The organism is Frateuria sp. (assembly GCF_035944355.1).
Taxonomy (GTDB): domain Bacteria; phylum Pseudomonadota; class Gammaproteobacteria; order Xanthomonadales; family Rhodanobacteraceae; genus Frateuria_A.
In genome coordinates this window covers 414,157-432,987 of the sequence record NZ_DASZBH010000016.1, presented here as the reverse complement: position 1 = coordinate 432,987, position 18,831 = coordinate 414,157, and the positions used below count along the sequence as shown (strand labels likewise).

At 69.4% G+C, this 18,831-nt stretch carries 18 protein-coding genes; 6 read left to right on the top strand and 12 right to left on the bottom strand.

All coding sequences use genetic code 11. The annotated features are described in order from the left end of the window. Positions 1-12: 12 nt before the first annotated feature. Complete coding sequence (gene aceF / locus VGU03_RS14905; RefSeq protein WP_327481859.1) at positions 13-1,800, bottom strand: dihydrolipoyllysine-residue acetyltransferase; 1,788 nt, start codon at positions 1,798-1,800, stop codon at positions 13-15. Positions 1,801-2,016: 216 nt separating this feature from the next. Here aceF and VGU03_RS14900 point away from each other — a divergent pair, with 216 nt between their 5' ends. Beyond that, positions 2,017-2,901 (top strand): ABC transporter ATP-binding protein, encoded by an 885-nt coding sequence (locus tag VGU03_RS14900; RefSeq protein ID WP_327481857.1) that lies wholly within the window; start codon positions 2,017-2,019, stop codon positions 2,899-2,901. Between the two features lie 8 nt (positions 2,902-2,909). Next, positions 2,910-6,503 (top strand): ABC transporter permease/M1 family aminopeptidase, encoded by a 3,594-nt coding sequence (locus VGU03_RS14895; protein WP_327481855.1) that lies wholly within the window; start codon positions 2,910-2,912, stop codon positions 6,501-6,503. A 69-nt stretch (positions 6,504-6,572) separates the two neighbouring features. Here the strand turns inward: VGU03_RS14895 and VGU03_RS14890 are convergent, their stop codons facing one another. The 8 genes from VGU03_RS14890 to VGU03_RS14855 all read right to left on the bottom strand — a co-directional run bounded on the left by VGU03_RS14890 (position 6,573) and on the right by VGU03_RS14855 (position 12,222). After that, on the bottom strand, positions 6,573-7,403 hold the full coding sequence (locus tag VGU03_RS14890; protein WP_327481853.1) for a mechanosensitive ion channel family protein: 831 nt from the start codon (positions 7,401-7,403) through the stop codon (positions 6,573-6,575). A 241-nt stretch (positions 7,404-7,644) separates the two neighbouring features. Next, complete coding sequence (locus VGU03_RS14885) at positions 7,645-8,457, bottom strand: DUF2884 family protein (RefSeq protein WP_327481851.1); 813 nt, start codon at positions 8,455-8,457, stop codon at positions 7,645-7,647. Between the two features lie 68 nt (positions 8,458-8,525). Further along, entirely contained in the window at positions 8,526-8,861 is a 336-nt protein-coding gene (locus VGU03_RS14880) for a hypothetical protein (RefSeq protein WP_327481849.1), read from the bottom strand. Between the two features lie 127 nt (positions 8,862-8,988). Further along, on the bottom strand, positions 8,989-9,561 hold the full coding sequence (locus tag VGU03_RS14875) for a DUF924 family protein (protein WP_327481847.1): 573 nt from the start codon (positions 9,559-9,561) through the stop codon (positions 8,989-8,991). Positions 9,562-9,584: 23 nt separating this feature from the next. Then, a complete protein-coding gene (locus VGU03_RS14870) occupies positions 9,585-10,025 on the bottom strand; it encodes a PA2169 family four-helix-bundle protein (protein ID WP_327481845.1) in 441 nt (146 codons plus the stop codon). Positions 10,026-10,223: 198 nt separating this feature from the next. Beyond that, positions 10,224-10,976, bottom strand: coding sequence for a DUF2884 family protein (locus tag VGU03_RS14865; protein ID WP_327481843.1), 753 nt, complete (start codon positions 10,974-10,976; stop codon positions 10,224-10,226). 164 nt (positions 10,977-11,140) lie between these two features. Then, complete coding sequence (locus VGU03_RS14860; protein ID WP_327481841.1) at positions 11,141-11,599, bottom strand: hypothetical protein; 459 nt, start codon at positions 11,597-11,599, stop codon at positions 11,141-11,143. 164 nt (positions 11,600-11,763) lie between these two features. Next, complete coding sequence (locus VGU03_RS14855) at positions 11,764-12,222, bottom strand: hypothetical protein (protein ID WP_327481840.1); 459 nt, start codon at positions 12,220-12,222, stop codon at positions 11,764-11,766. 152 nt (positions 12,223-12,374) lie between these two features. Here VGU03_RS14855 and VGU03_RS14850 point away from each other — a divergent pair, with 152 nt between their 5' ends. From VGU03_RS14850 to VGU03_RS14840, 3 genes are all read left to right on the top strand, one after another. Then, positions 12,375-13,244 (top strand): YihY/virulence factor BrkB family protein, encoded by an 870-nt coding sequence (locus tag VGU03_RS14850; RefSeq protein ID WP_327481838.1) that lies wholly within the window; start codon positions 12,375-12,377, stop codon positions 13,242-13,244. A gap of 60 nt (positions 13,245-13,304) precedes the next feature. Next, on the top strand, positions 13,305-13,721 hold the full coding sequence (locus VGU03_RS14845) for a universal stress protein (RefSeq protein WP_327481836.1): 417 nt from the start codon (positions 13,305-13,307) through the stop codon (positions 13,719-13,721). Positions 13,722-13,830: 109 nt separating this feature from the next. Next, a complete protein-coding gene (locus VGU03_RS14840) occupies positions 13,831-14,652 on the top strand; it encodes a ferritin-like domain-containing protein (protein WP_327481834.1) in 822 nt (273 codons plus the stop codon). Here the strand turns inward: VGU03_RS14840 and VGU03_RS14835 are convergent. The 3 genes from VGU03_RS14835 to VGU03_RS14825 all read right to left on the bottom strand — a co-directional run bounded on the left by VGU03_RS14835 (position 14,649) and on the right by VGU03_RS14825 (position 16,838). After that, the gene (locus tag VGU03_RS14835; RefSeq protein WP_327481832.1) at positions 14,649-15,092 is read right to left on the bottom strand and encodes a DUF6491 family protein; all 444 of its coding nucleotides are present in this window, start codon (positions 15,090-15,092) and stop codon (positions 14,649-14,651) included. The genes VGU03_RS14840 and VGU03_RS14835 overlap by 4 nt on opposite strands. A 66-nt stretch (positions 15,093-15,158) precedes the next feature. Further along, the gene (locus tag VGU03_RS14830; protein WP_327481830.1) at positions 15,159-15,881 is read right to left on the bottom strand and encodes a hypothetical protein; all 723 of its coding nucleotides are present in this window, start codon (positions 15,879-15,881) and stop codon (positions 15,159-15,161) included. Between the two features lie 78 nt (positions 15,882-15,959). Continuing rightward, positions 15,960-16,838 (bottom strand): LytTR family DNA-binding domain-containing protein, encoded by an 879-nt coding sequence (locus VGU03_RS14825; protein WP_327481828.1) that lies wholly within the window; start codon positions 16,836-16,838, stop codon positions 15,960-15,962. A gap of 154 nt (positions 16,839-16,992) precedes the next feature. Here VGU03_RS14825 and VGU03_RS14820 point away from each other — a divergent pair, with 154 nt between their 5' ends. After that, positions 16,993-18,825 (top strand): FAD-binding oxidoreductase, encoded by a 1,833-nt coding sequence (locus tag VGU03_RS14820; protein ID WP_327481826.1) that lies wholly within the window; start codon positions 16,993-16,995, stop codon positions 18,823-18,825. Positions 18,826-18,831 lie beyond the last annotated feature (6 nt).

Here is an 18,831-nt window from a genome sequence, read left to right as displayed (position 1 = left end):
GTCGCGCCCCCGTCAGAGCAGCAGGCGGCGGATGTCGCCGAGCTGGTTGGCGAGGAAGGCGGCGAAGCGCGCGGCGAGCGCGCCGTCGATCACGCGATGGTCGTAGGAGAGCGACAGCGGCAGGATCAACCGCGGCGCGAATTCCTTGCCGTTCCACACCGGCTTGATGGAGGCCTTGGAGACGCCCAGGATCGCCACCTCCGGCGCGTTGACGATCGGCGTGAACGCCGTGCCGCCGATGCCGCCCAGCGAGGAGATCGAGAAGCAGCCGCCGGACATCTCGGCCGGCCCGAGCTTCTTCTCGCGCGCCTTCTTGGAGATCTCGCCCAGCTCGCGGGCCAGCTCCAGCAGGCCCTTCCGGTCGCAGTCGCGGATCACCGGCACCACCAGGCCGTCGGGCGTGTCCACCGCGATGCCGATGTGGAAGTACTTCTTGAGGACCAGCTTCTCGCCGGTCTCGTCCAGCGAAGCGTTGAACTGCGGGAACTGCTTCAAGGCCGCCACCACCGCCTTGATCTGGAACACCAGCGGGGTGACCTTGAGGTCCCCGCCCTTATCGGATTTTTGCTCTTCGCCGAGCTTCTTGCGGAAGGCTTCCAGCTCGGTGATGTCCGCGTCTTCGTGCTGGGTGACGTGCGGGATCATCGCCCAGTTGCGCGCCAGATTGGCGCCGGAAATCTTCTGGATGCGCGAGAGCGGCTTCTCCTCGACCGGGCCGAACTTGGCGAAGTCCACCTTCGGCCACGGCAGCAGGTTGAGCCCGCCGCCGGCGGCCACCGGCGCACCCTGCACCGGACGCGCGCCCGAGGCGAGCGCGTGCTTGACGTAGGTGCTGACGTCCTCGCGCTGGATGCGTCCGCCGCGGCCGGAGCCCTTGACCTGATGGATGTCCACGCCCAGCTCGCGCGCGAAGGCGCGGACCGCCGGGCTGGCGTAGGGCGCGTCGCCCGGCATCACCAGTTTGCCGTCGAACGGCGGGCGCGCCTGCGGGCGCACGTCGCCTTCGGGTGGGTTGCCCGGCTGCACGGTGCGGGGCTCGGCCGCCTTGGGGCCGCCCTGGCTCACCGGCAGGCCGGTGGCGGATTGCGCATCCGGCGAGGCCGCCCCCTCACCCCTGCCCTCTCCCCGGCGGGGAGAGGAGGACGCGGAGCCGGCTTCGCCGGCGGTTTCCAGGATGGCGATCAGGCTGCCCTCGGACACCTCGTCGCCGACCTTGAGCTTGAGCTCCCTGACCACGCCGGCGAACGGCGCGGGCACTTCCATCGTGGCCTTGTCCGATTCCAGGGTGATCAGGCTCTGGTCCTTGGCGACCGTATCGCCGACCTTCACCAGCACCTCGATCACCGGGACGTTGTCGTGGCCGCCGATATCCGGCACGCGCGCCTCGCGCACGCCGCCGCCACTTCCACCACCGCCACCGCTACTGGCCGGCGGCGCGGCGGGCGGCGGCTGCGGCGCGGCCTCGTCGACCGCGCCCTTGCCCGAGCCCGGTTCGGCGGCCTTCGCCTGCTGGCTGGAAAGCGGCGCCTGCGCGGGAGCCGGTGCCGGGGCGGCGGCGCCTTCGGCTTCGATGGTTGCGATCAGCGCCCCTTCGGAAACCTCGTCGCCCACCTTTAGCCTGACCTCCTTCACCACGCCGGCGAAGGGTGAGGGCACCTCCATGGTGGCCTTGTCCGATTCGAGCGTGATCAGGCTCTGCTCCTTCTCCACGCGGTCACCGGGCTTCACCAGCACTTCGATCACCGGCACGTTGTCGTGGCCGCCGATGTCGGGGACGCGTGCTTCTTTGAGGTCGGCCATGGGATCTCCTGCGGATTGGGGGGCGCACCGCCCGGGGATGGCGGCCGCAAGGCTTCCCATGATAGCGAACGGCCGTCCGCTTCGTCGTCCCTTTCGGCGCGCCTTCCGGGCAGGGGCCATCGGGCATGCATGACCTTGTGCCGATGTGCCCGCCCGGGGCGGTGCCTATGCTGCTCCCATGCGCGCCGCGCGGGGCGGCGCGGCAAGGACCCGAGCATGCTGACCATCCGCCACCTGTCCAAGACCTACGCCAACGGCGTGCACGCGCTGCGCGGCATCGACCTGGACATCCCGCAGGGCATGTTCGGCCTGCTCGGGCCCAACGGGGCGGGCAAGTCCTCGCTGATGCGCACGATCGCGACCCTGCAGGATCCCGACCAGGGGTCGATCGAGCTGGACGGCATGGACCTGCTGGCCGACAAGAACGCCACCCGCCGGCTGCTGGGCTACCTGCCGCAGGAGTTCGGCGTCTACCCGAAGGTCTCGGCCGAGGCCATGCTGGACCACTTCGCCGTGCTCAAGGGCGTCACCGCCCGCGGCGAACGGCGCGAGCTCACCGAGGCACTGCTGCGCCAGGTCAACCTGTGGGACGTGCGCAAGCGCAAGCTGGGCACCTATTCCGGCGGCATGCGCCAGCGTTTCGGCATCGCCCAGGCGCTGATCGGCAGCCCGAAGCTGGTGATCGTGGACGAGCCGACCGCCGGCCTGGACCCGGAGGAGCGCAACCGCTTCCTGAACCTGCTGGCGGAGATCGGCGAGAAGGTGGTGGTGATCCTGTCCACCCACATCGTGGCCGACGTGACCGACCTGTGCCAGCGCATGGCGATCATCGGCCAGGGCCAGGTGCTCCTGACCGGCGAACCGCGCGAGGCGATCCGCAGCCTGGACGGGCGCGTGTGGCGGCGCACGATCGACAAGGCGGAGCTGGACCACTATCGCGCCCGCATGACCATCCTCTCCACCCGCCTGGCCGGCGGGCGCACGCTGCTGCACGTGCTGGCCGACGCGCCGCCGGAGCCGGGCTTCGAGCCGGTGGTGCCGGACCTGGAGGACGTCTACTTCGGCCGCCTGCGCGCGCAGGCCACGGCGCGCGCGGCCTGAGGTCGACGATGCGCTCGCTGCTGGAGATCTTCCGCTTCGAATGGCGCCAGCAATGGCGCGCCCCCCTGTTCTGGATCATGGCGCTGGCCTTCGGCGCGCTGGCCTTCGCGGTGGCCAGCACCGATGCGGTGGCGATCGGCGGCGCCAGCGGCAACGTGCTGCGCAACGCGCCGATGGTGATCGTGCGGCTGCTCAGCGCCTTCACCGTGTTCGGCATGCTGGCCGGCGGGGTGTTCGTCGCTGGTGCGGCGCTGCGCGACTTCGACCACGACACCGCCGAGCTGATGTTCGCCACGCCGGTGCGCCGCGGCGCCTACCTGGGCGGGCGGCTGGCGGCCGGCTATGCGGCGGCGGTGGCGATCATGCTGGCGGTCGCGCTGGGCGTGGCGCTGGGCGGCGCCATGCCGTGGATCGACCCGGCGCGCATCGGTCCGGTCGACTGGCACGGCTATGCCTGGGCCTATGGCGTGATCGTGCTGCCGGACATGCTGTTCGTGGCGGCGCTGCTGTTCCTGCTCGCCACCGTGACGCGCTCGCTGCTGGCCACCTACATCGGGATCATCGCCTTCGTGGTGCTGCTCTCGCTCTCGGGCCTGCTCACCCGCGACGTCAACCACCACCTGGTCGCGGCCATGCTCGACCCGTTCGGCGGCCGCACGCTGGGCATCGTCACGCGCTACTGGTCGGCCGACGAGCTCAACCATCGGCTGCCGGCCCTGCAAGGCCTGCTGCTGTGGAACCGGGTGCTGTGGCTGGGCGTGTCGGCGGCCCTGGCCGGCACGGCGTTCGCGCTCTTCCGCACCGACCGCGAAGGGCTGCGGCTGCCGCATCGCCGGGCACGCGCCGAGCCGCCGCTGCTGGCCCCCGCCACGAGCGCATCGCGCATCACCCTGCCCGCCGTGCGGCTGGCCCACGACCATCGCGCACGCCTGGTGCAGCTGCGCACGCTGCTGGCCTTCGACCTGGGCCAGGTGCTGCGCGGCGTGCCGTTCCTGGTGATGCTGGTGTTCGGCCTGGTGAACCTCGTCTTCGCGCTGGCCTTGTCCGGGGAGATCTACGGCACTCCCACCTATCCGGTCACGCATGGAGTGCTGGAGACCGTGCAGGGCAGTTTCCAGTGGCTGCTGCCGATCATCCTGGCGTTCTATGCCGGCGAGTTGACCTGGCGCGAGCGCGACCGCCGCACCGCCGAGGTGGTCGACGCCTTCCCTTTGCCCGATGGGCTGGCGCTCATGGCGCGGCTGCTGGCGCTGGTGACGGTGGTGCTGGCCTACCTGGCCATCGGCGACCTGGTGGGCATCGCCTGGCAGCTCGGCCACGGCTACACGCGCCTTCAGCTCGGCCTGTACCTGGCCACGCTGGCGCTCGATGCCATGCCATTCGTGCTGCTGGCCGTGCTGATGCTGTTCTTCCAGACGCTCGCGGGCAGCAAGTTCCTGGGCTACCTGCTGGCCATCGTGTGGCTGGTGGCCTCGCTGATCGGCTTCCCGCTGCTGCACTTCGACCACAACCTGGCGATCTACGGCCACGCCTCGTCGGTGCCGTACTCGGACATGAACGGCTTCGGCCATTTCCTGGCCGGCGCGCTGTGGTTCGACCTGTACTGGGGCTTCGCGGCGGCCGCGCTGCTGGTGGTGGCGGCGCTGTTCCACGTGCGCGGCACCGCCCACACCTGGCGCGAACGCGTACACGAGGCGCGCGCCCGGCTGCGCCGGCCGGCGGCGGTCGCGCTGGGCCTGGCGCTGGCCGGCTTCGCGCTGACCGGCGCGTGGATCTTCTACAACACCAACGTGCTCAACCACTACGAGAGCGGCGCCGAGGCCACGCGCAAGCGCGCCGACTACGAGAAGGCCTACGGCAGGTACAAGGGCCTGCCGCAGCCGCGCATCAGCGTGGTGCGCACGCAGGTGGACATCGATCCCTACGGCCGGCGGCTCGGGATCCGCGGCCACTACGTGCTCGTCAACCGGCACGACCGGCCGATCGACACGCTGCACGTCAACTTCGATACCGACTTCACCCTCAAGTCGCTCGATTTCGCGCCGCACGACACGGTGAGCGACGACGCGCGGCTGGGCTATGCCATCTATCGGCTGAAGACCCCGCTCGCGCCCGGCGCCTCGATGGCCTTCGACTTCGATATCGAGTACGCGCCGCGCGGCTTCACCAACGAGCCCTCCGGGCAATTCCTGGTGGCCAACGGCTCGTTCTTCAACAGCCAGGTGCTGCCGCACTTTGGCTACCAGACCGCGATGCAGCTGACCGACCGCGGCGACCGTCGCAAGTACGGCCTGCCGCCGGACGTGCCGCGCATGCCCAGGCTGGGCGACGCGAAGGCGCGCAACGACAACTACGTGAGCAACGACGCCGACTGGGTCGACTTCCAGACCACCGTCTCCACCGCCCCCGACCAGATCGCGCTGGCGCCGGGCTACCTCACGCGGACGTGGACGGCGAACGGCCGGCGCTACTTCACCTACGTGATGGACCGGCCGATGCTCGACTTCTACTCGTGGCTGTCGGCGCGCTACGCGGTGAAGAAGGACAGCTACCGGGGTATCGCCATCGAGGTCTACTACGACCCCGACCATGCCTGGAACGTCGACCGCATGATCCAGGCGGCCAAGGACGCGCTGGCCTACTACCAGGCGCACTACACGCCCTACCAGTACCGCCAGCTGCGCATCCTGGAGTTCCCCAACTACCGCCAGTTCGCGCAGTCCTTCGCCAACACGATTCCCTACTCCGAATCGCTGGGCTTCATCGCCGACCTGCACGACCCGGCCAAGATCGACTACGTCTACTACGTGACGGCACACGAAGTGGCGCACCAGTGGTGGGCGCACCAGGTGATCGGCGCGGACATGCAGGGCTCGACCATGCTGAGCGAGTCGCTCGCGCAGTACTCGGCGCTGATGGTGATGAAGCAGAAATACGGCGCCGACCAGATGCGCAAGTTCCTCAAGTACGAGCTGGACAAGTACCTGATGAGCCGCGCCACCGAGACCGTGGCCGAAGAGCCGCTGGCCAAGGTGGAGAACCAGCAGTACATCCACTACAACAAGGGTTCGCTGGTGTTCTATGCGCTGCAGGATTACGTCGGCGAAGACGCCTTCGACGCGGTGCTCAGGCGCTTCCTGCTCGACTGGCAGTTCCGCGGCCCGCCCTATCCCGACTCGCGGGACTTCATGGACGCGCTCGCCCGCGGCCTGGACCCGAAATGGAAGGGTCTGCTGGACGACCTGTTCTGGAAGATCACGCTGTTCGACAACCGCATCAACGAAGCCAGCGCGGTGAAGCTGCCGGACGGTCACTACCGGGTGACGCTCAAGGTGCATGCAGGCAAGGTCTACGTCGACGGCACCGGCAGGGAAACCCCGGCCGGGCCGGACGTGCCGGTGGACATCGGCGTGTTCGCCGCGCCCACGGGCAAGGGCCGTGACGGCAAGCCGCTGTACCTGGAAAAGCGCCTGCTGCCGGCGGGCGACAGCACGATCACGCTGACCGTCGCGGGCGTACCGGCCGAGGCGGGCATCGACCCGTTCAATGAGTTGATCGACCGCGTATCGGGCGACAACCGGCGGGCGGTGATCGTGCAGTAACTCCGCGGCAGTCCTGATACCGGCCCTTCCCCGGCGAATGCGGGGAAGGCTCGCCGCGGGACCGCCTTCTCAGCCTGCCTTGGCTGCGTCGGCCTGAACCATCGTCATCTGCTGTTGCGGCACGGCGATGCGGATGTTCTCCCTGGCGAAGGTTTCCTTGATCGCGCGCAGCAGGTCGGTCTGCGCGCCCCAGAGATCCTCGCAACGCGTCCAGGCACGCGCGATCAGCTTGACCGTGCCTTCGCCGACATGGCCCGTCACCACGGTCGGCGGCGGTTCCTTGAGGATGCGCGGATCGGCGGCGAAGAGTTTCTGGATCTCCTCCATCGCCTTGCCGATGTCGTCCTGCATGCCGATCGGGATGTTCAGCTCGAGGCGGCGCGTGCCGCGACGGTTGGCGTTGATGATCGCGTCCGCGCCGATCTTGGCGTTGGGCACGATCGCTTCGCGGTTGTCCTGCAGCACCAGCAGCGTGTACATCAGATTGACTGTTTCCACGGTGCCGTCGACACCGCCGGCATGGATGAAGTCGCCGGCGCGGAAAGGGCGAAACACGATCAGCAGCACGCCCCAGGCCAGGTTGCTTAGCGAACCCTGCAGGGCCAGGCCCAGCGCCAGGCCGCTGGCACCGAGCGCCGCGACCAGCGGCGCGGAGGGCACGCCGGCGGTGATCAGCGCGCTGACCACCAGCACCGCGATCAGCACGCCGTAGATCAGGTTGCGCAGGAAGCCCACCAGCGTGGCGTCGACCTCCGCCCGGTGCATGGCGCGCTGGACCAGGTTGGCCACGCGCGCGGCCAGCCACATGCCCACCAGCAGGAGCAGCAGCGCAATGAGCAGCTTGATGCCGATCCGGATCGCTTCCTCGGAGAAATGGATTCGGGCGAGCAGGTCGAGCATCGGTCCACTCCGCAGGCGAAGTATCCGAGCCTAGCAGGGCGCGCGTGAGGACCTGGCACGCAGGCCTTTGCCTGGCTCCAAAAAAAAGCCGCGCCGGCTGGGGGAACCCGGCGCGGCCGATGGCCGCCTGGATGGTCGATGCAGGAGAGCGGCCGGCCCGCCCAGCCGGGGTAATCCAGCCGTGGGGTAACCCAGCCGTGGGGTAACCCAGCCGTGGGTAATCCAGCCGTGGGGTAGTCGGCTAGCGGGCCCCGGGCTTCGTCTTGGCGGAAGCCTCGTTGTCGTGTTCCTGGCGGTCGACCAGCGCCAGGCGCGAGCCGTCCTTGAGCCGGAACTCGAACTGCTGTTGCAGCTGGTCCAGCCGCGCCAGCTGCGGGCAAAGCGCATCGGCGCGCGCGCCGAGCTTGTCGGCCCGGGCATCGACCTGCCTGTCGATGGCCTTGTCCAGCGAGTCGGCGCGCGCCTCGAGCGCAGCCACCTGGCTCTGGTCGCCGCTCAGCGCTGCCTTGACCGCCTTGGCGGTGACCGTGCCCACCAGGGTGGAAATGGCGTCCCCGACCTGGTGGTCCATCAGGTCCTCGACGCTGTGCTTGCGCCATATGCCCTGGCCCAGGCCGTTGTCGACGCTGGCCAGCGCCTGCCGGTGCTGCGTGTTGAGCTGCTCGGTCAGGCGGCTGCGTTCGGCCGGCTCATCGGCGAAGGTGGCGACCACCGTGGTGAGCGCGTCGAAGCCGATGTCCACGCCTTCGCGGGCGATCGCCGCCACTTCCGGCAGCAGGCGGCGCACCTGGCCTTCGTACTCGCGCAGGCGCACGGCGTCGCCGGCCGAAACCGCCACCGCACGGCCGTCCACGCGCAGCGTGCCGTCGTGCATGAACACGCGCCCGGGCGTGCCGTCGTCGCGATCGAAGGCGATGCCGCCGGGCTGCACCTGCACGTCGTAGTCGGTACCGAAGCTGCATCTCTGGTCATGCAGATGCACGCCGCCGGCCTGCGCGGGCAGGCCGAGCGCAAGGCTGGCGGCGAGCGCGAGGGTGGTGATCAGCGGACGCATGGCGGTGCTCCTGTCGGCGGTACGGAACGAGCTTCCGTCGCGCCGCCCGCACGGTCATGGGCCAGGCGTCATGCCGTGCCATCGGTCACGCCCGCGGCGGTGTCCGCGGTCAGGGCCGCTGCTCGATGGTCGTGACCGCGCCGCCGACCAGCGTCACCGTGATTTCGCGGCCGTCGCGGCGGTAGATCCAGCTTTCGCTGGCGGGCTTTTTTGGCGGCTCCGCGACGGTGGCGCGCGGCGCGATCGCGATCGCGATGGTGCGTCACGCGCGAGGGACGGCCGAGCGCTGCGCGGACCTGCGCGGCGCTGTCGCCCGACACCAGCAAATGGTCGCCCACGCGCAGCGTGTCCGCGGCCGCGACGGCAGACAGCAGCCAGAGGCTGCCCACAAGAACGATGCGCATGCCGTACTCCTTCCCTGGGTTCGTGCCCGGACCGATGCCCGGGCGGTGGATGTCCATTTCCCGCACTGCCGACCTGGTCGACCGTCCGCCCTTGGCCTGGTAGCGGCAGCGGTCGCCGCGACGAGCCCTAGAACCCGCCGCCCTCGGCCAGATAGGCCAGCTCGTCCGGCGTGCTGGCCCGGTTCAACGCCGCATTGCGCTGCGGGAACCGTCCGTAGCGCGTGATCACCTCGCAATGGCGGCGGGCGTAGTCCAGAAAGTTCTCATATTGCCCGCGCGAGGTGGGCGTCGCCTGTAGGGCCAGCGCGCGAAACAGCGTCACCGAACGCCACTGCAATGCGAGGTCCTCGGCATGCTCCAGCGGCAGGTAGGCGAACACGCGCTCCAGCGGCTCCAACGCTTCGTCGTCGCGGCGCTCGAGACCGGCCAGGGCCAGCGCCTGCGCCTTGCCGTCCAGGGCGAAGGCGCGCGCGTCGCCGCGGTGGATGTTGCGGCTGAACTGGTCGAGCACGATCAGCAGAGCCAGCCAGCCGTGCGGCGTCAGGGCCCAGCTGTCCAGCTCGTCGTTGGCGGCCGCTTCGAGCGTGCCGGCAAACCGTGCGCGGATGGCCTGGTCGAAGTCGACGTCGCGCAGGAACCAGCGCACGGTGTTCTCGTCCGCGAACCAGAAATCCAGCACTTCCCGCGCGCTCGTGTTCATACCACCCCCTTGGCGGGCGCAGCTTAGCAGCGCCCGGCGCGCGCCAGGCTATGCATGTCCAGGTGGATGCCTTGCAGCCGCGGCAGCTGGCGGCGAAGCACCAGGGCGGCTTCCGGCGAGGCGTGCCGGATGCCCTGCTCGAAGGCGTGCACCAGGGCCGCTTCGCCGTGCGCCAGGCGGGCGATCCAGGCGACGTCGCGGCGCGGCGTGTCGGGCAGCAGCCATTCGATCATCTGGCGCCGCGCGGCACCGCCGAAGCGGCCACGGCGTGCCGGCTTGCCGCCGAGCTGGCTCACCTGCAGCTGCAGGTCGGCGATCACCTGGTCCAGCGCACTGGCGTTTTCCCCCAGCACCACGCGCAGCCCGGGCTCGCTCGCCTGGATGGACGCGTCGCGGTACAGCGCACGCAGGTCGATGCCGCGGCGGATCAGCGCGTTGAAGATCGTTTGCGGGCGCGGCGCCACCTGGCTCGTTCCTGCGGGTCGTCGGGGGAGCGGCCATGGTCGGCCCTGGCCACTTAGCCGCGGATTAACTTGCGAGGCGCGCAGGGTACGGCCCGCCTTCGTCCTCAGGCGCCGTTCGGGTTGGTCGGCCGTTCACGTCGCCGGGCCGCGGTGCCGACGGGCCCGGCGAGGACGGCCACGGCCTGGGCCTGACCGGCCTCAGCTCCCCACCTGCACCAGGTCCAGCGGCCGGCCGGCGGCATCGCGCACGCCTTGTTGCAGGTCCGCCAGGCGGCGGATCGAGGGGCACAGCGCCTGGACCTGCGGCCGCAGCGCCTGCATGCGCCGCTGCAGCCGAGGCTGCATCTGGGTGGCCAGGTCCGCCGCCTGGTCGCGCAGGCGCGCCGCCTCGTCCAGGTCGCCGCCCATGGCGGCGGCGAGCGCCTGCTGGCCCAGGTCGGCGGCGACCAGCGGCACCAGGTCGCCGCCGATGCGGTTTGCGTACTGCTGGGCGAGGTCGCCTTGCCAATCGTGCGTGCTGTTGCTCTGCGCGATGCGCCGCCTGAGCTGGGCGGCGTGCGCGGCGAGACGGCGGTCCAGTTCGTCCATGGTGGTGGGCGCCAGATGCATGCTGGCCGCTTCGTCGTGCATGGCGCGCACGGCCAGATCGACGCCGGCGTCGGCCACCGCGCGCACGCGTGGCACCAGCGCGCGCAGCTCGCGCTCGAACAGGGCCAACCGGTCCTGGCTCTCGGCATCCAGCCGCACCGAGCGGCCGTCGGTGCGCAGGCTGCCTGCGGCGAGCTGCACCTGAAAGGGCGCCGGCTGCGGGCGGTCGAACACCAGGCTGTCGGGCTTGACCGTGAGATCGTAGCTGCTGCTGGCGTGGCAGGTGGCCGCCAGGTCCTGCGCGTGCAGGAGCGGCTGTGCGGTGGACAGCAGGAGACAGGCGATCAGGTGCCGCGGGCGCATCGCGAGCTTTCCTAAGGAGGCGGGGACCCAAGCGATAACCGCCCCTGCGTCAACCCGGGCTGAACCGGCCGACGCCGCGGCTCAGCCGCGGTCGAGCGGTGTCAGCAACGACAGCTGCGACGGGCCCGGCCCCCGTTTGGTTCCCGCAGTCTGCCCACGTCCGGTCAGCGGTGTGATCCGAACTGCTCGCGCACTTCCGGCCGCCCCAGCTGCCAGGCCAGCCACAGCAGCAGCGGCACCAGCAGCGTCTTGAGCAGCAAGCCAAGCAGATAGCTGCGGCGAGCCTGCTCGATCACCAACAGCATGATCTCCGGCCGCGGCTGGGCCAGTGCGTGGGCGCGGGCCTGGGCGAACTGGTCCCATTGCGCGAACAACAGGCCGCCGCTGGCCAGCACCCACAACACCAGCAGCAACGCGACCACGCGCAGCGCCTGGCGTGCCCAGGGCTGGCGCAGGATGCCGCCGGCGCAGACCACGACGACCACCAGGGTGCCTGCCAGGTAGGGCCAGTCGCCATAGCGCAGGTACTGCACGCCGCCGAAGGCAGCGAGCAGCAACAGCATCCAGGTGGCAACGCGCCAGGCGGCGAAGCGCGGCAGCATGGCGACAGCGACCTGCGACATCACGAGGCCGCCCTCGGCATGGCCGAACCGGCTGGCGGGACGATCGTGATCGACGGCAGCAAACGGCGCATGACGGCTCCAGGGACGAAAGACGCCCGAGTGTACGACGCAGCGGATGCGCGCGTGGATCGCCCCCGGCCCGCAGCGAACGGCCTTCGGCCCGCCTACCGGCGCGCGATGGTGAACTTGCCAACCGAGACGCCCAGGTCGATGCCCTGGCCGGTGCCGGACAGGGCCAGCGAGGTGGTGCCCTTAGTCAGCACCTGCGCATGCGCGCTCTTGACCACGCCGGCCTCGGCGCCGGCCTGCACGTAGTCGCCGAACACCTCGGCGATGCCGTGCACCTTGGAGATCTCGCCCTTGCCGTTGTCGATGCGGTACTTGCCGGCCGTCAGGCCGCCGCCGACCACGCTGATCTTCACCGGCGCGCTCTGGCCGTTGTTGCAGGTGACCGTGCCGGTACCTTCAGCCTGCTTGTAGATGATCGACCAGCCATGCAGGTTGTAGCTCAGCTCGCACTTGACCATCGGCTCGGCGGCGCGGGCAGGCTCCGCCGGCAACGCGGACAGCGCCGTCGCGCCGACCAGGACCAGGCTCGCCAAAGCAGCGGTACGCATGTTCATGGCAGCTCTCCTCTTCCCATCGGTTGCTTGTGTCCCGCGGTCGAGTCTGCCCCGGGCCCGGTGAAGAAAGCGCCAGCAAACAGGACCGCGGCCGTTCACGATCACCGCGCAGCGGTCGCTCCATGCTGTAGCGGAAAGCCCGGAGGGCGTGCATGCGGTCGATGTGGCAATCCAGCGTCGAAGTCGTCAAGCGCACCGCCAGCGGCGTGGCCGAGGACGACCTGATGACGCACGCCGCTGCGGTCGCGTTCTATTCGGCCCTTTCGTTCGCGCCGATGCTGGTGCTGCTCTTGTGGCTGGTCGCCTCGCTGCAGCCGGCGTGGCAGCAGGAACTGGTCGGCTCGATCAACAACCTGGTCGGCACGCGTGCCTCCGATGCGGTGAAACTGGTGATCAGCAACGCCAAGCAGCGACCCCAGCTGGGCCACTGGGCTGGCATCATCGGCCTGGCGGTGACGCTGATCGGCGCATCGACCGTGTTCGCTCAGTTGCAGCTGGCGATCAATCGCGTGTGGAAGCTGAAGGCGGCGCCGCGCAACGCGGTGTTCAGCTGGCTGCTCACGCGCATGCATGCGCTTGGCCTGCTGCTGACGCTGGCCTTCCTGCTGATCGTCTCGCTGGTGGCCAGTGCGGCGATCGCGGTGTTCGCGCGCAGCGACACGCTGGCCTGGCAGGTGGTCGAGGCGCTGGTGTCGCTGGTGCTGTTCGGATTGGTGTTCGCCTCGATCTACAAGGTGCTGCCGGACGCCCGCATCGACTGGCGCGACACGCTGCTCGGCGGCCTGTTCACCGCGGTGCTGTTCGCCATCGGCAAGTTCGGCATCAGCCTGTACCTCTCCCACAGCGATGTCGGCGGCGCCTATGGCCCGGCCGGCAGCGTGGTGGTGTTGCTGGTGTGGGTGTACTACTCGGTGGTGATCCTGCTGCTGGGCGCCGAGCTCACGCAGAACGTGGCCGAGGTGCGCGGCGTGCCGATCCGGCCCAACGTGCACGCACAACTGGTCGAGCCGTGCGACCGCTGAGCGGCGAGGCATAATCGGTCGGCCCGACCTTTCGGCCATCACGCGCAACGGAGAGGCGCCATGTTCAGCTACTCACTGGTCGGCTACGACGGCTCGCCCACCTCGCAGCGGGCGTTCCTGCTCGCCGTCGCGCTCGCGCGCGCCTGCCGCGGGCGGGTGCGGGTGGTTTCCGTACTGCAGGTGACCGAAGGCGGCGCCGACGCGTGCGCGTTGATGATGGCCGACTCCAGCGCGCAGCGCGCGCAGGAGCTGTTGGACGAGCTGGTCGTGATGGAGCCCGAGGCCAGGGACCTGATCGACGTGGAAGTCACCCACGGCAGCCCGGGCGACGTACTGCTCAGCCAGGTTCAGCAACACGGCATCGACCACATCGTGATCGGCCATACCGAGCGGGGAAACCTTGCGCGCTGGCTGCTCGGCTCGGTTTCCGGCGACGTGCTGGCCCGCGCGCACGTGCCGGTGACCGTGGTGCGATAGGCGCCGCGGGTCGGGTGGGGTTAATCCGCTCGGGCCACGAGGCCTTATGCTCTCCGTCATCCGTTCGTCACACGCGCGCTTGACGCCGCGCCCCCAACAGGATGCCCGCGTGAGCTATGCCCCTTCGCTGCCCTGGACGCTGCAAAGCCTCGACCTCGCACAGATCGACCGCTCGCAGGTACGCCACAACGAGGAATTGTTCTTTCTGCTGTGCAGCTCGTCTTTCGTCGAGAGCGGCTCGGACCTGTACACGCACAACCTGGTCGCGCACTTCGACGGCGACCAGGAACTGCAGACCTGGCTGAGCCAGCACTGGGAGCACGAAGAACTGCAGCACGGCCGCGCGCTGGCCGCCTACGTGCGCACGGTGTGGCCGGAGTTCGACTGGGACACCGGCTTCGCCGCGTTCTGGGCCGAGTACGGCGCGGTGTGCACCGCCGAGCAGCTCGAAGACAGCCGTGGGCTGGAGCTGGCCGCGCGCTGCGTGGTCGAGACCGGCACCGCGAGCCTGTACCGCGCGCTCAACGACATCACCGACGAGCCGGTGCTCAAGCAGCTCACCGGCTACATCAAGAGCGACGAGGTGCGCCACTACAAGTACTTCTACCAGCACTTCCGCCGCTACCGCGAGAGCGAAGGGCTGGGTCGCTACAAGGTGTTCCGCGCGGTGCTCAAAAGGGTCAACGAGATCCGCAGCGAGGACAGCGACATCGCGCTGCGCCACGTGTTCGAGCAGTGCTACCCGCAGCACAAGGGCGACCGCGAGGCGTTCCGCCGCGTCGCCGGCAAGGCGCAGGACCTGCTGCGCCGGCACATCCCGGCGGAGATGACGGTCAAGATGCTGCTCAAGCCGCTGGACTTTCCGCCGCGGCTGCAGGGCGCCCTGGAAAAGCCGCTGGCCAAGCTGGCCGAAAAGCTGTTCCTCAACTAGTCCCTTGCCGGCTCCCGCGGCTGCGCCTGGATCTGCCGCTGCTCCTGCTGCAGGGCCTTGAGCCTGGCCACGTCGATCGGGCGGATCCGGGTGATGGTGCAGGGGAACTGGCCGTGCCCGGTGAGCACCTTGTCGAAGTTGACGGACACCTGGTTCATGTTCGAGGTCAGGCCGATCCCGGTGGCGAACGGCAGCTGGTTGCAGCCGGGCACGTCGAGCAGCCAGGCCTCCCTGGGTCGGGTATAGATCGCCACCTCGTCGGTGCCCAGCGGCTCCCACGACCACAGCGGCGTGAAGAAGTGGAAGCTGCTGACCGGCGCGCCGGCGGCGGCCTCGTAGGCGGCCGTGCGCTGGGCCTCGCGCTGCGCATACGGGACGCTGGAACAGGCGGCCAGCACCATGGCGGCGGTGCCGGCGAACATCACGCGCTTGAACGACATGGGTATGCCTCCTCTGCCGTGGCAGCCAATGCAATCAACGGGCGGGCGGCGCACCGGTGCACCGTCTTACTTCACCTTTTTCGGCAGCGCCTGCCACTTGGCCGGGTCGAAGCCGCCGACCTCGTAGACCAGGGTCTGTTTCTTCTCGCCGTCGACCAGGGTGACGTCCATGGTGATCTTCTTCGCCTTCTGCAGCCGGGCGATGAAATCCTTGTCGTCGCGGATCATCAGCGCCGGCTCGCCGGTGGCGGGGGCGAACGCCTTGATGCCGTGCGCCTTGCCATCGAACGTGGCGGCAATCGTGCAGTTGCCGCGGCAGACGAAGCCATGGCCGCTGCCGAACAGGAACGCGTTCTGGCCCCACGCGGTGTGCCGGCGCAGCACCAGCCGCACGCGGTCGTCGCCCGAAGGCTGGCTGGAATAGATCGTCGCGGTCGACTGCGTGCCGCCCTCCATCGGCGACACCTGATACGTCCAAAGCGCGGCCAGGCGGTTCTTCTCGCTGTTTTCCTTCCAGCGCTTCTCGATGTCGGGCAGGGTCTGCTGGACCTCCTTCGCCGCGGCGCTGCCGGGGTAATGGTCGAGGATGTCGTGGCCCATGGTCACCGCCATCTCGTCGTTGTGGATGCGCAGCAACTGCCGGTAGGTGTCGAGCTTGCGCGCCGAGTCATCGGTCTGCGCCGAGGCCGGGGCGTTGGCTGCGCCCGGCTCCTGGTCCTGCGAGTTGCAGCCGGCCAGGGCCAGTGCGCCGCACAGCACGATCGCGGCAGGACGGAAAGGCAGCTTCATCGGCACGCTCCTTGGCGAGGAAAGGGCAGTAAGCGTGGAACGGGCGGGCCGAGGGCGCAAGCGCCCCGCGGCAGGACTTTAGGACACCGTCGCCGGCGCCTCGCCGAAGCGTTCGCGCAACTGCGCACGATAGCGCCGGCTGCAGGGGACGGCCGCGCCGTCGCGAAGCTTCAGCCGCGCGTCGCCGGTGTCCAGTGGCTCTATTTCGGCCAGGTAATCCAGGTTCACGAAGTAGCTGCGGTGCACTCGTACGAAACGCGCCGGGTCCAGCCGTTCCTCGATCGCGGCCATGGTCGTGCGCAGTGGGTAGTCGCGCCCGCGCACGTGCAGGTTGACGTAGTTGCCGGCCGCCTGCAGCCACTCGATCTCGCGCGCGTTGACCAGGAACTCCTTGCCCAGCTTGCGCACCAGGAAGCGCTCGGGCCGCTCCACCGGCTCCACCGGCGGGCCTTCATCGGGCTCCGCCAGCAGCTTCGCCTCACCCTGCTGGCGCAGCAGCCATAGCCGCGACAGGCAGATCATCGCTACGATGACGAAATAGCTGCGGATGTCCTTCAGGTACTCGTAACCGAAGTTCGGCCACCACGCGCCGAAACGGTAGTGCTGGCCAACCATCCCGTACGCCAGCTTGCGCAGCCCGACCATGCCGCCCACGTGCACCAGGCTGAACGCTACGCTGGCCAGCAGATGCCACGGCAGGCTGCGGCGCCAGGTATCGAAGCGGAACGGCCAACGCCGCTCCACCGCCTTCACGAAGGGGATCAACAGCAGGACCAACAGCGCGCTGCTCGATTCCCACACCCAGGGTTCCCAAGCCGCCGTGCGGGCATGATCGATTCGTGCAACGAGGCCGTTGAACACCGTGTTGAGGGTGTACAGCCCCACCCAGAAGGCGACCTCGACCGAGGGGCGCCAACGTTGAAAATCCCTGTATCCGACAACCGCCTGCTCGCTCATGCCGGCGATTCTACGTGGCCGCGCCCGAATCCCCACGCGCCCCGTCCCGCCCCGGGCTCGGTTCGTCCCCGCACCCCGCGATCCGTCCCCCCACGCTGGAAATGACGGCGGCACATGCCATGCTGGCCGCCATGCACCCGGCCGGAGCGGAACGATGAAAAGGCGCGACTTGCTGAAGGCAGCCATCACACTGCCACTGCTGCCCTTGCTGATGCGCGGCGGCGCGGCCCTGGCGCACGGCACCGGCACGCTTGCCACGACCCTGCGCTCCCGGCTGCGCCCGGGCCAGCCGGGCTGGCCCACGACCACGGAATGGGAGCAGCTGAAGCGGCAGGTCGGCGGCCGGCTGCTGAAACTGGAACCGCCGTTCGCCCCTTGCGGCGCGTCACCGTCGGACCACGCCTGCGCGCAGGCGCTCAAGCAACTGGACAACCCGTTCGCGATGGGCGACAACCCCGCGCTGACCCAGACCAGCGGCTGGGCCGGTGCCTGGATCTCGCAACCCAGTGCCTACGCGGTGGCAGCGGAAAGCACCGCCGACGTGGTCGCAGCCGTCGACTTCGCGCGCCGACACCATCTGCGGCTGGTGGTGAAGGGCGGCGGCCACAGCTACCAGGGCACGTCGGATGCGCCCGATTCGCTGCTGGTGTGGACACGCCACATGAACCAGGTAAGCCTGCATGAAGCCTTCGTGCCGCAAGGCTGCACCGGCCACGTGGCACCACTGCCGGCGGTGAGTGTGGAAGCTGGCGCGATATGGATCGACGCCTACGACGCCGTGACCACCCGCGGCGGCCGCTATGTGCAGGGCGGCGGCTGCACCACGGTGGGCGTGGCCGGGCTGGTGCAGAGCGGCGGCTTCGGTAGCTTCTCCAAGCGCTGGGGTACGGCGGCGTCCAACCTGCTGGAGGCGGAGGTCGTCACCGCCGATGGCCAGGTGCGCATCGCCAATGCCCGCACGAATCCGGAGCTGTTCTGGGGTCTCAAGGGCGGCGGTGGCGGCAGCCTCGGCGTGGTCACGCGGCTGACCCTGCGCACTTTCGAGCTACCCGAGTTTTTCGGCGGCGTGAACATCACCGTCAAGGCGGACTCGGACGCAGCCTATCGCGCCCTGATCGCCGAGGCAGTGGATTTCTACCAGCGCGCGCTGTTCAACCCGCACTGGGGCGAACAGATGAAGTTCTACGGCGGCGATACCTTCGAAGTTTCCATGATGTTCCAGGGCCTCACCCGGCAGCAGGCCGAACAAACCTGGGCCCCCTTCCTCGAATGGGTGCAGGCCCGCAAGGACTGCCGCGTCACCAGACCATTACAAGTGCTGGCGGCGCCGGCCCGACGCCTCTGGGACGCCGAGTTCCTCCGCAAATACCTGCCGGGCGTCATCGTGTCGGACACCCGGCCGGGTGCGCCCCGCCACCACTTCCTTTGGGCCGGCGATCATGATCAGGCCGGCTGGTTCATCCACGGCTACCAGTCGGCCTGGCTGCCGGCCACGCTGCTGCAGCCGGGGCGACAGGCACGCTTGGTCGATGCGCTGTTCAACGCCGCGCAACACCGGGGCCTCTCGCTGCACTTCAACAAGGGGCTGGCCGGCGCGCCGGCCGATGCGCTCGCCCGCGCCCGCGACACCGCCACGAATCCGCAGGTGCTGGACGCCTTCGCCCTCGCCATCAGCGCCGCGGGCGGCGACCCCGCTTACCCCGGCATGGCGGGCGCGAAGCCCGACCCGGCCATGGCGCGGCGCACGGCGGCCGCCATCGACCGGACGATGGATGCGCTGCGCGCCGTGGCACCGGGAGCCGGCTCTTATGTTTCGGAAAGCGACTATTTCCTGCGCGACTGGCAGCGGGGTTTCTGGGGCGAAAACTACCTGAGGCTCGCGAAGGCGAAGCGCACGTACGATCCCGATGGCCTGTTCTTCGTGCACCACGGCGTGGGCAGCGAAGGCTGGAGCGAAGACGGCTTCACCCGCATCGCCAGCCGTTAGTCCGCT